The 13653-nt window shown below is 57.6% G+C and carries 14 protein-coding genes; 8 read left to right on the forward strand and 6 right to left on the reverse strand.

All coding sequences use genetic code 11. The features are described 5' to 3' along the window. Positions 1–73 precede the first annotated feature (73 nt). The gene (locus J0X19_RS09250; protein WP_206984052.1) at positions 74–2359 is read right to left on the reverse strand and encodes a DUF5060 domain-containing protein; all 2286 of its coding nucleotides are present in this window, start codon (positions 2357–2359) and stop codon (positions 74–76) included. A gap of 170 nt (positions 2360–2529) precedes the next feature. On the opposite strand from J0X19_RS09250, the gene J0X19_RS09255 reads away from it, so the two are divergent. Further along, complete coding sequence (locus J0X19_RS09255) at positions 2530–3252, forward strand: DUF481 domain-containing protein (RefSeq protein WP_206984053.1); 723 nt, start codon at positions 2530–2532, stop codon at positions 3250–3252. Positions 3253–3268: 16 nt separating this feature from the next. Here the strand turns inward: J0X19_RS09255 and J0X19_RS09260 are convergent, their stop codons facing one another. After that, a complete protein-coding gene (locus tag J0X19_RS09260) occupies positions 3269–3772 on the reverse strand; it encodes a DUF2628 domain-containing protein (RefSeq protein WP_206984054.1) in 504 nt (167 codons plus the stop codon). 162 nt (positions 3773–3934) lie between these two features. On the opposite strand from J0X19_RS09260, the gene J0X19_RS09265 reads away from it, so the two are divergent. The 4 genes from J0X19_RS09265 (at position 3935) to J0X19_RS09280 (ending at position 6836) form a co-directional block, all read left to right on the forward strand. Beyond that, positions 3935–4477, forward strand: coding sequence for an RNA polymerase sigma factor (locus tag J0X19_RS09265; protein WP_206984055.1), 543 nt, complete (start codon positions 3935–3937; stop codon positions 4475–4477). Between the two features lie 105 nt (positions 4478–4582). After that, the gene (locus J0X19_RS09270; RefSeq protein WP_206984056.1) at positions 4583–5032 is read left to right on the forward strand and encodes a hypothetical protein; all 450 of its coding nucleotides are present in this window, start codon (positions 4583–4585) and stop codon (positions 5030–5032) included. Positions 5033–5105: 73 nt separating this feature from the next. Then, the gene (locus J0X19_RS09275; protein WP_206984057.1) at positions 5106–5543 is read left to right on the forward strand and encodes a Spy/CpxP family protein refolding chaperone; all 438 of its coding nucleotides are present in this window, start codon (positions 5106–5108) and stop codon (positions 5541–5543) included. A 99-nt stretch (positions 5544–5642) separates the two neighbouring features. Continuing rightward, positions 5643–6836 (forward strand): aspartate aminotransferase family protein, encoded by a 1194-nt coding sequence (locus tag J0X19_RS09280; RefSeq protein ID WP_206984058.1) that lies wholly within the window; start codon positions 5643–5645, stop codon positions 6834–6836. Between the two features lie 99 nt (positions 6837–6935). Here the strand turns inward: J0X19_RS09280 and J0X19_RS09285 are convergent, their stop codons facing one another. Continuing rightward, complete coding sequence (locus J0X19_RS09285) at positions 6936–7337, reverse strand: tellurite resistance TerB family protein (protein ID WP_317194762.1); 402 nt, start codon at positions 7335–7337, stop codon at positions 6936–6938. A gap of 302 nt (positions 7338–7639) precedes the next feature. Between J0X19_RS09285 and pfkA the strand changes: the two genes are divergently transcribed. Next, positions 7640–8611, forward strand: coding sequence for a 6-phosphofructokinase (gene pfkA, locus J0X19_RS09290; RefSeq protein ID WP_206984141.1), 972 nt, complete (start codon positions 7640–7642; stop codon positions 8609–8611). Positions 8612–8728: 117 nt separating this feature from the next. Then, the gene (locus J0X19_RS09295) at positions 8729–9367 is read left to right on the forward strand and encodes a hypothetical protein (protein WP_206984060.1); all 639 of its coding nucleotides are present in this window, start codon (positions 8729–8731) and stop codon (positions 9365–9367) included. Between the two features lie 93 nt (positions 9368–9460). Here the strand turns inward: J0X19_RS09295 and J0X19_RS09300 are convergent, their stop codons facing one another. Then, positions 9461–10474: a hypothetical protein gene (locus J0X19_RS09300; protein WP_206984061.1), complete on the reverse strand. Its 1014-nt coding sequence runs from the start codon at positions 10472–10474 to the stop codon at positions 9461–9463. Between the two features lie 197 nt (positions 10475–10671). On the opposite strand from J0X19_RS09300, the gene J0X19_RS09305 reads away from it, so the two are divergent. Then, positions 10672–11208: a TetR/AcrR family transcriptional regulator gene (locus J0X19_RS09305; RefSeq protein WP_206984062.1), complete on the forward strand. Its 537-nt coding sequence runs from the start codon at positions 10672–10674 to the stop codon at positions 11206–11208. A gap of 284 nt (positions 11209–11492) precedes the next feature. Here the strand turns inward: J0X19_RS09305 and miaA are convergent, their stop codons facing one another. Both miaA and J0X19_RS09315 read right to left on the reverse strand, forming a co-directional pair. Then, positions 11493–12410, reverse strand: coding sequence for a tRNA (adenosine(37)-N6)-dimethylallyltransferase MiaA (miaA, locus tag J0X19_RS09310; protein ID WP_394369101.1), 918 nt, complete (start codon positions 12408–12410; stop codon positions 11493–11495). A gap of 68 nt (positions 12411–12478) precedes the next feature. Further along, entirely contained in the window at positions 12479–13609 is a 1131-nt protein-coding gene (locus J0X19_RS09315) for a glycosyltransferase (RefSeq protein ID WP_206984063.1), read from the reverse strand. Positions 13610–13653: the final 44 nt, after the last annotated feature.

Below are 13653 nucleotides of genomic sequence, written 5' to 3' on the forward strand. Positions count from 1 at the left end.
GCTAAGCTAATAATCAAACAAGCGCCTTTACCACGGCATCCTCACCACTACAAGTGCTCTGCTAGTGTCCCGTTCACCGTTTGCGTGGCGTTGGTCGGGCAGCTGGTGTAGGGGCGTTTTTACGGACGGGCGGTTTCGCCTTCACAGGAGCGTTGGGAGTTGTAGCCTTCGGTGCAACTGTTGGTGGCGCCGAATCGGGGAGCCAAATGGCTTTGAAGCCATAATCCGGCGCGAATGGTCCTTTCCCCAGAGGCCGCAGGGGCGGCACCGTAAACGTCAGCTTGCCGTCGGCAGCCCGCACCTCGGTGGTAAACTCCCTGATGATGCCGCCCTGCTCGTCCTTGCCGTCGCGGGTAATATCATAGAACGGATACGTACTGAAAAACTCCAGCCGGTAGCGGCCGGGGCGCTCCACGTTCAGAATAGTAGCCTGCTTACCAACAAGCGCCGGAACACTGTCGCGCGTAGTAGGTTGGTTATCATTAAGATCGGCACATTCCGGCGCGCTGGATGGACCGGATGAATGGGGCAGCTTGTACCAATAGTTGTGTCGGTTATGCACCCAGCCTACTATGCGGCTCGTGGCTCGCAACGCAAACACTTCCACCGCCTCGTCGGAAGTGGTAACTCCGGAAGGCAGCAGATCGGGGTCTGTGCCGTTTTCCTTGTTTACAGTCCACAAAGGAATGCAATTACCAGGCGTAGTAGGTGTGTGTACGGCATCTTTAGGCCCTACAGTACCAGGACACTGGCTGGCAATGGGCTCGTAGGACATATCAAAAATGGAGTCGCCGGCCAGAAACTTCTGCAAGGGGCGCAGGTAGTGGTATTGCCCCCCGTAGCACAGCCCAAACACTTGGTTGGCCCACCAATATAGCGCTGCCCCCCCCGAGCCGTTGAAGGTAGAAGACCATAGCGTGTTGTGCAGTTCGTTGAGGTCGTGGAAGAGCAGCCCCGGCGGATAGCGCTTGGCTGTGAAGTTGGAAACACCCGACCAACACGCATTCTGTATCAACCCAAATTCGGCCAATTGATATGGCTTGCCGGGAAATAGCTTCGCTGCCCGCCGGGCCAGGAAGGCGCGTTGGTGCTCCACGTTTAAGTCGGAACTATAGAAGTGGTCCTGCACAAAATCAACCTGCGGCGACCGGTAAAGCGAGGCAGCCGTATCGGAGGTAATAAAATTACTAAAAGCGAAACTAGTATTGATGGTATACAGGTGTTGTGGCGCTAAGCTGCGGGCATACCCCAGCATTTCATCAGTCCAGCGGCGCACGTTGCGGAAATTATCCTTGTCCCAGAACTGATGGTCTTTGATGCCGGCCCCGAAAAGGTCGGCTTCTCCCATCAGCTCGGCCGCAAATAAAGCAGGCGAATAGCCCCAGCGGGCCATGACGTAGCGGATGCGCTGTCGTAACAACTGCCGGCTCACGGAGTCAGTGAAAAACGCTTCTGTAGTAGCATCAGGTGGCAGCAGCTTGCGGTAGGGGTGCTGCTGCCAGGCGCGCCCGAACTCTTCGGAGTTGAACAGCTCGTCTTGGGTCATGAGGGTAAGCTGCACGTATACCCGCCGTTGCGCCGCGTATTCCATCACGGCATCCAGGTCATAGGCGCGGTTCTGGCGCACGTCGTAGCGGCCTGCCGGACCATCCGGACCTTCGATGCCAAAGTGAGAATGGGTCATCAGGACCCGGACGAAGTTGCCCCCGCTCTCGGCAATGCGGGTTATACCCACGTAGGCGTCGCGGTATGGAAGACGGTTATAATCGGTGAGCACCCACGTGCCGGTGATATTCATGCCCAGCGGAAAGAACAGGCGGCCATCGGCAAACGCAAAGTTGCGGCCGTTACGGTGCACAGCTACGTTGCCGGGGTGGGTGGAAGATGCTACGTTTACGAATGTGCGAGGCCCGAACACGGTGGAGTCGTTGTGAGTCACCACCACCCGGTAGCTCCAACGCCCGGCTGTAGGCGGCGCAAACCGAACCCGCCACGGCAGACGCGTGGCCACGCGGGTCAGATACTTCGGGTTTTCGGGGCATTTAGTGCAATACAGGCAGGTATCGGTGGGACTGGCGCGGGGGAAGGGCGCGCAGGTGGTGCACCGTTTGAAATCCTGATACCAAAAGCCCGGCACCCGGTACACACTATCCTGCGGCGACACAAACTCCGCCCACACGGTAATTTCGGTGGGGTCGTAGGGGTTGCGGATGGGCGGCGTTTCCAGGGCCAAACCCAGTTCCAGCTTCTGGTAGCGCGTTGGAGCAGCAGTACCTATCTGGCGGAACTCCCGAATCCGGATGGCCCAGGCTGAGGGTAATAAGAGAATTGAAAACAGCAGTACGAGCAGAAAACGCATAAACGGCAACACCTGAATCATGGCCTAAACAACGTAGAAATCGACCAGGTAGATAACATTGTCGAAAACTAAACCGCCCTTTTTTTGCAGATTTCAGCAGTTTCGTGATGTTGCTCAGGCTCTTCCCAATCCGTGTTGCTAGTTTTGAGGCTCAACTTCCTCTGCTCGAATTGCCTTTCTCACTGCTTCTTGCCGCCTTCCTGCTGCTAGCCACCTGTACACAAGCGCAACGCCCCGACACTACCATCATCCGATATAATGGACTGCTAACAGGCCAATATACCTCGGGCGGCGTCAACCGCATGTTGCTTACCACCACGCATTCCGTTACGTTTCTACGCGGCTTGCACTTTGGAGCGCCCGTAAACGGCAGTTTTTCTTACGGCCGACAGGATAACCTACTGAAAGAGCGGGAGTTTCTCTTTAATGCCACGCCTTATTACTGGCTGGGCCACTTTCGGGCCTACGGCATTGGGGGCTACGAGCGGAGCAACCTGCGCGGCATTGATAACAGGATTCAGTTGGGACTCGGGCCGGGGTGGGCTTTCTACACCGATTCGCTGGGGCGGGAAGTATCGGCTAGCAACCTGTTTATCCGGGAGGCCACGTACTTTCAGGATGGCAGCCAGCGCATCGTGTCGCGCAGCTCGTTGCGGCTGAAACTGGTGTACTCCAAGGGCGTGTTTTCCTTGAATTCCACTACGTTCTACCAGCCCAACATGCGCAACTTCGACGACTACCGCGTTAACCAGCTTTCCACGTTGGCGCTACGCTTCACGCCGCGCTTTGCCATTACCGCCAACTATACCTACACCTTTGAGAGCCGCGTACTGGAAGGCAAACCCACCGACAACACCAATTTGACGGTGGGCGTGGCGTTTAGTACGAAGTAGGAAAAACTGCTTGTAGCTACAACGTTGGCTGTTCGCTCAGCCATTTGAGCAGCCATACATAAGCTCCCACCAGTGATATACTCACGGGTAGAAACCACCAGCTTACGCTCCCTGCCTGGCGCAGCCGGACTAAGGTTTCCTCCTTGGGCAGTTGCTGGCGCAACACCTTACCAATCTTGCGCTCAGCATCCCATAAGTAGATGGCGTTGCCAAATAACCCGAGCAACGAAGCGTGTATAAGATTAATCACGATAGTGGTGCCCTGACCTCTGTCATCTCCCAGTACGGCTTGCTCAATGGAAACCTCCACAAATAGCACGACCAAAAGTAGAAACAGCACGAAGTACATGCGACGGTAAGCCAGCCAGAAAACACCCGCGAAAAAGGCAGATATATTGAAATTCAGAATTTTACCTTGCCGACGCAGTTGCCACAACTGTATGTAATACTCGGCGTTTTTTCCAAAAAACACCCACGCGTGTTCGTCCTCAATTTCAATAGGAATGCTGCGGTTAGCCATGCGAAGCAGGAAAAATATCAGTATAAAATAGAAGCAAAGTTATATGTACCTATGAATATGCAATACTGCGTGCGACTTTCTTTTTTCCCGCATTACATTAAACCCTGCCCCACTCGGCTCCTCTAACCCGCTACAACCGCCGCTCTAACCTACCTTGCCTGCTTGGAAGACCAGGATATCCTTGCCAAGTTCCGTGACCCGGCCGCGCGCAACGTGGCCTTCAACCAGTTGGTGCGTAAGTACCAAACCAAGGTGTACTGGCACGTGCGCAAGATGGTAATCGACCACAACGATGCCGACGACCTCACGCAGGACGTGTTTGTGAAGGTGTGGAAGCACTTGGAGAATTTTCGGCAGGATGCCTCGCTCTATACCTGGATTTACCGCATTGCCACCAACGAATGCCTGAGCTTTCTGGCCAGCAAGCGGCGCAAGTTTTTTCTACCCCTCAACGACGTGGGAGCCGAGCTGGCAGCTAAAGTGGAAGCCGACCCCAGCTTGGCCGGCGACGACGTGGAGCTGCGCCTGCAAAAAGCCATTCTCACCCTGCCCGACAAGCAGCGGCTGGTATTCAACCTGCGCTACTACGACGAAATGCCGTACGAGCAGATGGCCGAAGTAACCGGTACCAGCGTGGGCGCCCTTAAAGCCTCGTACCACCACGCCGCCAAAAAGATTGAACACTACATCAATGGTACCGATTAGGGCAGCTTTCACCTGTAAGCCCGTTGCACAAGCTGAAAAGTCCGTTTCATTTAAAAAAATCCGTGATTCATTAAACCATTCGGGCCTGATTCCTTCTAAAGCACTATGAAAACCCCTTTTCGTCTGGATGAGCACCCGCGCCGGCCGCAGCCGCTGGCCCCGCCCCCAGACCAGTATTTCCATCAGCTTCCGCTACGCGTGATGCAGCGGGTGCAAGCGCCGGAGCCTACGCCTGGTTTCAGCTGGCTGAGCGCACTGCCGGCCCCGTTGCGGATGGCTTTGGCTACCAGCGTGGTGCTGGGTGCTTTCGTGGGCTCGTTCTGGCTCAGCGAATCAGCACTGGCCCCGGCGGCTACTGCTCCTGACACCTTAGCCGCCGTGCCCCGCCACGAAATGGTGGAGTATCTGCTGGCTAGTGAGCAGCGCCTCAGCCTCACCGACCTAGCTGAACTGCCGGCCGTGGAGCGGATACTACCTGAAACTTACCTGCAAGCCTCCCCCGACGAGGTGCAGGAAGTGCTGGATGCGCAGCCGACCGAGGACACGTATCTATAAATCAATCTTGCCCTTGCCTTACACAAGCTCCCCCATGAAATATTTATTCCGTAGCTTATTGCTACTGTGGCTATTGGCTGCAATTCCTGCCGTGGCGCAGCCGGGCGCTGGTGGCCGCCAGGGCCGTATGAGCCAGCTGGAAAACGCCAAGATTGCCTATATCACCGAGAAAATTTCGTTGACCCAGGACCAGGCACAGCGCTTCTGGCCCGTTTATAACGAATTCACGGCCAAGCGCCGCGACTTGAACCGGCGTATGCGCGAAACCCGCACCAACGACCCCGATGCCCTTTCCGAAGCGCAGGTAAAAGAGAGCCTTACGCAGGCACTGGCCTTGCGCCAGCAGGAAGTGAACTTGGAAAAAGAGTACTTCGATAAGTTTCAGAAAGTGCTCAATATCCGGCAAGTAGGCAAGCTCTACCAGGCCGAGCGGCAGTTCACCAAGGAAGTAATCAGGCGAGTAGCCGACCACCGTGGTGGGCCACCAACCACCCCTGGTACTTCCGACTAAATGAAGAAAGGCTGCCTAGGCAGCCTTTCTTCATTTAGCTACCACGGCCGCCTAGCCTGGTGGCACCACCGCCCGCGCGGGCTGCCGTATCTTTGCCGCATGCTTACCCCTCGCCAGCTTTTTCTGCGCTATCAAGCGCAAACCTCCGACTTCCCCCTGTTGCTTGAAATTGAGCGGGCCGAAGGAGTATACATGTACGGCCCCGAAGGCCAGCGTTACCTCGACCTTATTTCCGGCATCGGCGTCAGCAATGTTGGCCACCGGCACCCGCGCGTCATCGAAGCCATTCAGAACCAGCTTGATAAGTACCTGCACCTGATGGTGTACGGCGAGTTGGTGCAGGCCCCGCCGGCGCTGCTGGCTCAGGCCCTACATGAAACCCTGCCCGCCCACCTCGACAGCGTGTACTTCACCAACTCTGGCACCGAGGCTATTGAAGGCGCGCTCAAATTGGCCAAGCGCCACACCGGCCGCACCGGCCTCGTGTCGTGCCTGAATGCCTACCACGGCTCCACCCACGGAGCCCTGAGCATCACTGGCTCCGAGGGGTTCAAGAACAGCTACCGCCCTTTGCTGCCCGATGTGCGCCATATCCGCTACAATGAACTGAACGACTTGTCCCTCATTGACGAGCACACGGCAGCCGTAGTAATTGAAACGGTGCAGGGCGAAGCGGGCGTACGGGTTGCGGAACCGGACTACCTGCCGGCCCTGCGCCAGCGCTGCCAGGAGGTGGGCGCGCTGTTGATTCTCGATGAAATTCAGTGCGGATTTGGGCGCACGGGCACGTTCTGGGCGTTCGAGCAGTTCGGGGTGCAGCCGGATATTCTGGTATGCGCCAAAGGGATGGGAGGCGGTATGCCCATTGGGGCCTTCATTTCCAGCCAGGAAATCATGAGCGGCTTCAAAACCAACCCCATTCTGGGACACTGCACCACGTTTGGCGGCCACCCAGTGTCGTGCGCGGCGTCGTTGGCTACGTTGCGGGCTATTCAGGAAGAAAATATGCTGGCGGGCGTCGCCGAAAAGGCGGCGCGTTTCCGGCGGCAGCTGGTGCACCCGGCCATCCGGGCCATCCGGGGTTGCGGCTTGCTGATGGCCGTGGAATTCGAGTCGTTCGAGGTGCTAAAGCCCATTATCGACCGGGCGCTTTTCCACGAAGGCATCCTGACCGACTGGTTCCTGTTCTGCGACAATTCGTTGCGCCTGGCCCCGCCCCTCCTCATCACCGACGACGAAATAGACGAAGCTTGCGCGGCGGTGTTGCGGGCAGTGGCATTTGTGTGCGGGTAGCCAACTGTAACCAGCAAAATGGCCAAACCCCGCCCGGAGCAGCGCATGGCGCTTTCCCGGCGGGGTCTTGCTTGAAAGTGGTAGCAAACGGCTGTTCGGTTAGCCGCAGCTTTTTCTTAGGAAAGCCTGAATGTCAGCCTTGATGTCTTCGCGCTCCATGCCATCTTTCACTCCCTGCGAAATATTTTTAACTAGCAGCCCCACAATATCTTTGCGGAAACCTAGCTTTTCGGCCATAATCGTGCAGAAATCCATTTCGCTGTCGTCCACAATACCATCGGCCAGCATCATGTCCACCATGTCAAATATCTGGTCGAATCGTTCGGAATCGTTGTCAGGAACTATGAGCTGGTTTAGGTTGCTGTTGGCGACAATAGAGCGCACTTGGTCGGCCCGAATGCCATTGCGCTTGCCTACTGTTACAATAAAGCTCATTTCCCGCTCGTCAAGATGACCGTCTGCTTTGGCCAAGGCAGCCAAGTTCTGGATGTGGCTTTTCACTTTCCGAGTTTGCTCATTCTCAAAAAAACCGAACATAATGGGGGGACTATGGTAAGGAGCGGGAAAAAGGACGAGGGCAAATTGTCGGCTGAAAATTCAGCCGGGGGACGGAAGATAAACGTCTGCGGAATGGTTTGCAACTGATCTGCTTACGCAATTAATACAAAATAGTCTCATTTAAGCTAGGAAACTTAACACGACTCTGTTGGAAACTCAGCGACAGTTTGCCAACGATTTCTCACCTTTGCCCGTTCCGCGGCCTAGCTATTTCACTAGGCGCATTCTGAAGCATAAGAGTTATGATGAAACGCATTGCAGTTTTCACCAGCGGCGGCGACTCGCCGGGTATGAACGCCTGCATCCGAGCCGTGGTTCGTACGGCAGTTTACCACGGCATTGAAGTGTACGGTATCATGCGCGGCTACAGCGGCATGATCAAAGGAGAGTTTGTCCGGCTGGATTCGGCCTCGGTGGCCAACACCATCCAGAAGGGTGGCACCATTCTGAAGTCGGCACGCAGCCAGAAATTCCTAACCAAGGAAGGACGCCAACAGGCTTTCGACCAGTTGGTTAACAACGGAATCGAAGGCTTGGTAGCCATTGGCGGCAACGGTACGTTTACCGGCGCCACCATTTTCGAGCAGGAGTTTGGCATCCCTACTGTGGGTGCCCCCGGCACCATCGACAACGACTTGTACGGCACCGATTACACCATCGGCTACGACACGGCCGTGAATACCGCCCTAGAGGCCATCGACAAAATCCGGGACACGGCCGACTCGCACGACCGGTGCTTTTTCGTGGAAGTAATGGGGCGCGACTCAGGCTACATTGCCATTCCGTGCGCTATTGGCGGCGGGGCCGAAATTGTGATGGTACCGGAAACTCAAATGTCAACCGAGTCGGTAATTGAAACATTGCAGTCGAGCTGGCAGCGTTCCAAAACTTCGTTTATTGTAATTGTGGCCGAAGGCGAAGTGGAAGGCAACGCCCAGATTGTGGCCCAGCGCGTGAAAGAAGCTATTCCGCAACTTGATACCCGCGTGACGGTTATCGGCCACATTCAGCGCGGCGGCTCCCCGTCGGCCGCCGACCGGATGCTGGCCTCGCAAATCGGTATTGCCGCCGTGGAAGGCTTGCTCAACGGCATGCGCAACGTTATGGCTGGCATCGTGAACCGCCAACTGGTGTACACGCCCTTCAACGACACAATTCACAAGAAAAAACTCATCAACCAGAGCTTTATGCGCATGGTAGAGATTCTGAGTGTGTAAGGCTCCCGTAAATAAAAGAGGGTCGGGAACCAACCATTGCGCTGGTTCCCGACCCTCTTTTGCGCCCTTACTTGTGTGAGGTAGCCATCCTCTCTCCCACTCTCTTCTCTTGCTCGTATGCTTCGTTCCGTACGCTTCCTGCCTTCTGCGCTTGTTCTGCTGACCATTAGGCTGGCGGCCGCTCAGGCGCAAACCGTATCCGCCGCCGCTACCCACCGCCCGGCGCTAGTGCGCCTAGGCTTGGGCAGCAGCCTCAACGGCTCCGGCGACTATGGCGTAACCAAGCTGCATGTGGAGTATGCGCCAGAGTTTGGCCGGCATTTGCGGCTGGGCTCCCGGCTGGCTTTGCTGAGCGGCTCTGAACTATATGAGTTTGGCCGAGGCTACACCGCACCGCAATCCTATCGGGCTGTGAATGTGGAGCAGGAAGCGTACTGGCTGCCGTTTGGAGTGAATAAAGCCGTAGAATTCAGCGTAGGCGTGGGCGCCTTTGGTGGATATGGAAGCCAGAAAGGGGTTACCGGCGGTGGCTTGCGGTTTATCGACGCCAACGGCACCCCCCAACCGGAGCCCGTTCTCGACTACGTAGCTTTACGCGAAAGGGGGTTCCATATCGGCTACCTTGCTTCGCTCAACTTGGATGTGGCGTTGAACCAAGAACGCACCTGGCGGGTAGGAGGTCGAGTGGCGCTACAGCACGGTACTCGCGCTATTACGTTACCGGGTGCTCAACTCGTGTTCAGCCGGGCGCTGTAACTGACAAGTACAACAAGCCAGTTACAGCGCCCGGCTGAACACGAGTTGCGTTAGGTGAAGTCCACCAGGACCGTAGCCGTATGGGGGCAATGCCTACTCCGGCGCTACGGCTAACGTCAGGAGCTGACCGCCAATTTGCTGAAAACGGGCCAGATACGTACGTGGCTCCAGCAGTTGGTAGGGGAAGTACAACCCGGCCGGAACCGCGGGCTGGCCGTCGAGGCCGAGCAGCCGCTCCAGTAGCAACACAACGCCGAGAGCCGTGAGCGGCATTTGTCCCTGCGGGTGCACTACCGCGTGCCGGGTACGGAGCGGCTGACCCGCGTGGTCTTTCCCAGCGAGTTCGATGAGGATTTCCGTGGACATCGGCTGGCCCTGGCGGCGGGTGGAACTGATGCCAAACGCCAGCTTGAACTGCACGTTCGGCGCGCCGGTGGCCGCGGCCAGGCCGAGCACGTCGTAAACAGAGAAGATATCCGCTTGCTGCTCGGTATCATCTACGGCCCGAAAGGTGGTTTTGGCCTCATCAACCACTTGCCAGACAAAGGCCCCGTCGCGCCGGACCAGCGCCGCGGGCATGGTCTTGGTTTGGCGCTCGAAGTCCACGAAACCGGCTGGGCCCGTAACGTCTTGCTCGTCGAGCAGCGCCCCAATCGTAATATCGTGGACCCGGCCAAATGCCTGGGCGAATTCCAGCGTGGGGATAGTAGTAGCGCCAACCAGCCATTCCGTACCCAGGACAACCGGGGCCGCTTGCGGCTGGTGCATATAAGTTGCTACCTCGGGACCCATCTCGAAGATGCCCGCTGAAATGCTTAGGTGCGGGATGCCGCGCGCTTGGGCAAACCGAAGCGTAGCAAGTCGGGGGTCGGTAAACAAAACCACCACGGCACTCACGGGGCGTTGCCCTAGGCCTAAGTCGTCGGCAGCCAGATCGAGCGCAACACCTTCGGCGCTGGGTATCTGGGCGGCCACTGCCTGCGCTTTAGCCAGGTCGCGGCCGCCTAGCAGCAAAGGCACCTCAGGATGGGCATCGTGTAGGAAACGGGCTGCCCAACTGCCAACAACCCCAGAGCCACCAACCAGAAGAATGGGAGAGTGTGTCATAAACGCAAATGATAAATGGTATGTTTGACAAAGATAACCTACTATCAGTAAGTTACCAAGAGTAAGTTACTGATAGTAGGTTGAATTATGAAAAATGACAGCAGCCTGTAGCTATGAACCATTCTCCAGATTCAGAAGAGCCCAAGCGCGCAGCTAGCAGGTTATCAAAAACCGAGCGCCGGCGTCAGCTGCTTGCTATGGCCCTTGTTATCATTCGAGAAGAGGGTGCTGACCGCCTCACCTTGGGTCACTTAGCCACCCGAGCCGGTGTTTCGAAGCCCATTGCGTACGAACACTTCACCACTCGCTCGGGGTTGTTGACCGCGCTTTATAAGCTACTGGACGAGCAGCACGTGCAGGCTCTTCAGGAAGCACTGACGAGTACCCACCGGACTATGCAAGACACAGCCGACGTACTCGCCACCGCCTATGTGCGCTGTTCGCTCGATATGGGGGGAGAATGGCACGCCGTACGGGCAGCTTTGGCGGGCAATGAGGAAATGGGCGTGGTGCAGCAGGAGTTACTGGCTGGTTACGTTCAGCTGTTTCATGCCACCCTGGCTCCCCACAGCTCGTTGCCTCCGGCGGCGCTTTATCGGTGCTGCGTGGGGCTGGTTGGCGCCGGGGAGGCCCTCTCCGTACTGATGCTGAGCGGGCAGTGCAGTGAGTTGGAAGCGGCCTCCACTTTTTCCTCTCTGATTCAGGGCAGCCTCTCATCTCCGCCTCACAGGTAGTTCAGGCGCCGCGTCCACCTAGCTAGCATGGGTGTACTTAACTATCCTGACCAGAGCCCAGCCGCAAGCTGGCGCACTGGCAACATCACCAGCGCTTTTCAGCAATTAGCCACGTAAGCTCAAGTCTTACAGTTTGCTGAGCCCAGTTGTTCACTATCAACTAATAATGTACGGTGCAGCACAATGCGGTGCATGCGTGCTTGTTGCCTTGATAGAGCATGCGCCCGTGCGCCCGTGTTACCCGGCGCGTAACCTGGGTTCAGTCGGGCTCTGTAAGCTGCCTGCTAGTTTAGTTCTAGCCACTGATACTCGGTGTCACGGCGGAGCCAGGTGAGCTGGCGTTTGGCGTAGCGGCGGGTATTGCGCTTGAGCAGCCGTACGGCTTCCGGCCAGTCGTGCAGCCCGTCGAGGTAGCCGAAGATTTCCTGGTAGCCCACCGTTTGCAGCGCGTTGTGGTGCCGATACGGTAGCAATGCCTTCACCTCGGCCAGTAAGCCCGCTTCCAGCATTTGGTCTACCCGCTGGTCGATGCGCTGGTAGAGGGTTTCCCGCTCCCGCGTAAGGGCCAGCTTCAGCACCCGAAACGGCCGATTGGTAGCCGAGCGTCCGGTATGGAAACTGGAAAACGGCTGCCCCGTGGCGCGGCACACCTCCACGGCCCGCAGCACCCGTTGCGGATTCTGTTTGTCGATGCGGCCGTAGGCTACCGGGTCGAGGCGGGCCAACTCTGCAACCAGTGGCTCCAGGCCGTGCGCGGCCAGTTCTTGTTGCAACTGGATGCGCAGGTCGGGGTCGGTGGCGGGCAACTCATCGAGGCCATCGGTAACGGCTTGCAGATACAGGCCCGAGCCACCGGTAAGCACCACCACTTGGTGCCGCCGAAACAAGGTTTCCAGCAGAGCCAGGCACTCCACTTCATAGCGGCCGGCGTTGTAGTCCTCGGTGATGCTGTGCGAATCGATAAAGTGGTGCGGCACACCCTGCATTTCCGCCGGCGTGGGCTTGGCCGTGCCGATGCTCATTTCCCGGAAAAACTGCCGCGAATCGGCCGACACCACTTCCGTTTGGAAATACTGGGCCAACTGTACGCAAAGCGCCGTTTTGCCCACGGCCGTAGGGCCCGCCACTACCAGTAGCGTTGGTTGAGTGGGCTGCTTAGCCAGTTCGGCTTCCAGCAAGGCAGTGAGGTGAAGAGGTAACAATGGCGCAAGTGAAGTATAGAGACAACAAAAGTACTACTGTTGCGGGGGCACGGTGAGTTCGAGCAGGATCAGGCTTCCCGGCTTTCAACTACTCGTGCATACAAAGCCAGCAGGCGCTTTTCCTCGTGCTGCCAGCTGACCAAGTGGCGGGCACGGCGGCAGTTTTCGGCGAGCTGCTGGTACCGGGCGGGGTCGTCGCGGAGGAGGCGGTTGAGGGTGGTGGCCAGGGTGGTGGGGGCTAGGTCGGGCACCGTTTCGGCTACGTCGTACTGGTCGTTGAGGGCGCGGTACTCCGGAAAATCCACCACCACCTGCGGAATACCAGCGTGCAGGTAGTCGAAAAACTTGTTGGCCAACGAGTAGTAATAGCTCAGCCCCTGGTTTTCGAGCAGCATGATACCAATGGCCGCGTGGCGCGTCACCTCGCGCAGCGCATCGGGCAGCACGAACCCCCGAAACTCCACCTGCCCACTAGCCAGCAACCCCCGTTCCGCCGCCCGTGCCCGCAACGCCTCCGACAGGTCGCCTTCGCCGCACAACACCAGCCGGCCGGCCACTTGCGGCATGGCATCCAGCAAGGCTTCTAGCCCGCGCCCGGCATTCAAAGCGCCCTGATATAGAATGTAGCTACCAGTTGGGGCTGCCCGCGGCGCCGGGGGCAACTCACTTTCCGTCAGGCGGCTGATGTTGCGAATTACCTCGAACGGCCGGTTGTACCGCTGCTCGAACACCTGTGCCAAAGCCGGTCCGACTGTGTAGGCCAGGGCCGCCCGCGGCACAATAAAGGCTTCTACCCGCCGCCACAAACGCTGTACTGCTGGCCGGGCTACCACTTCGGGCACTTCCGTAAACAGCTCGTGCGCATCGTAGATGAACGGCTGCCCGCCCAGCTGTGCCCGCAGCCACACCGGCAGCGCCGTATCCAGGTCGATGGCGCACCACGCCGTAGCCCGTTGTGCCAACAGGTACAGGAAAAGGCGCAGGTTGAACTCCAAGTAAAATAGCTTGCCGCGCTGAAACCAACAGCGCAAGCGGTGCTGTTGATACGGTTGCGGCGTAAGTGGCCGCGAGTTTTCCCACTGTCGCCCTACCAAACACACCTCGTACCCAGCCTCGGCCAAGCTACCACAAATGCGCTGCATGCGCTGGTCATAGTTCAGGTCGGTGGTAACGGTAAAGAACAGACGGGGAGTACTCATACGGCGAGCCACTTCCCATTCCAACGATAACCTGGAAGGGAAAA

Origin of the sequence: Hymenobacter telluris, assembly GCF_017313265.1 — a bacterium.
Lineage (GTDB): Bacteria > Bacteroidota > Bacteroidia > Cytophagales > Hymenobacteraceae > Hymenobacter > Hymenobacter telluris.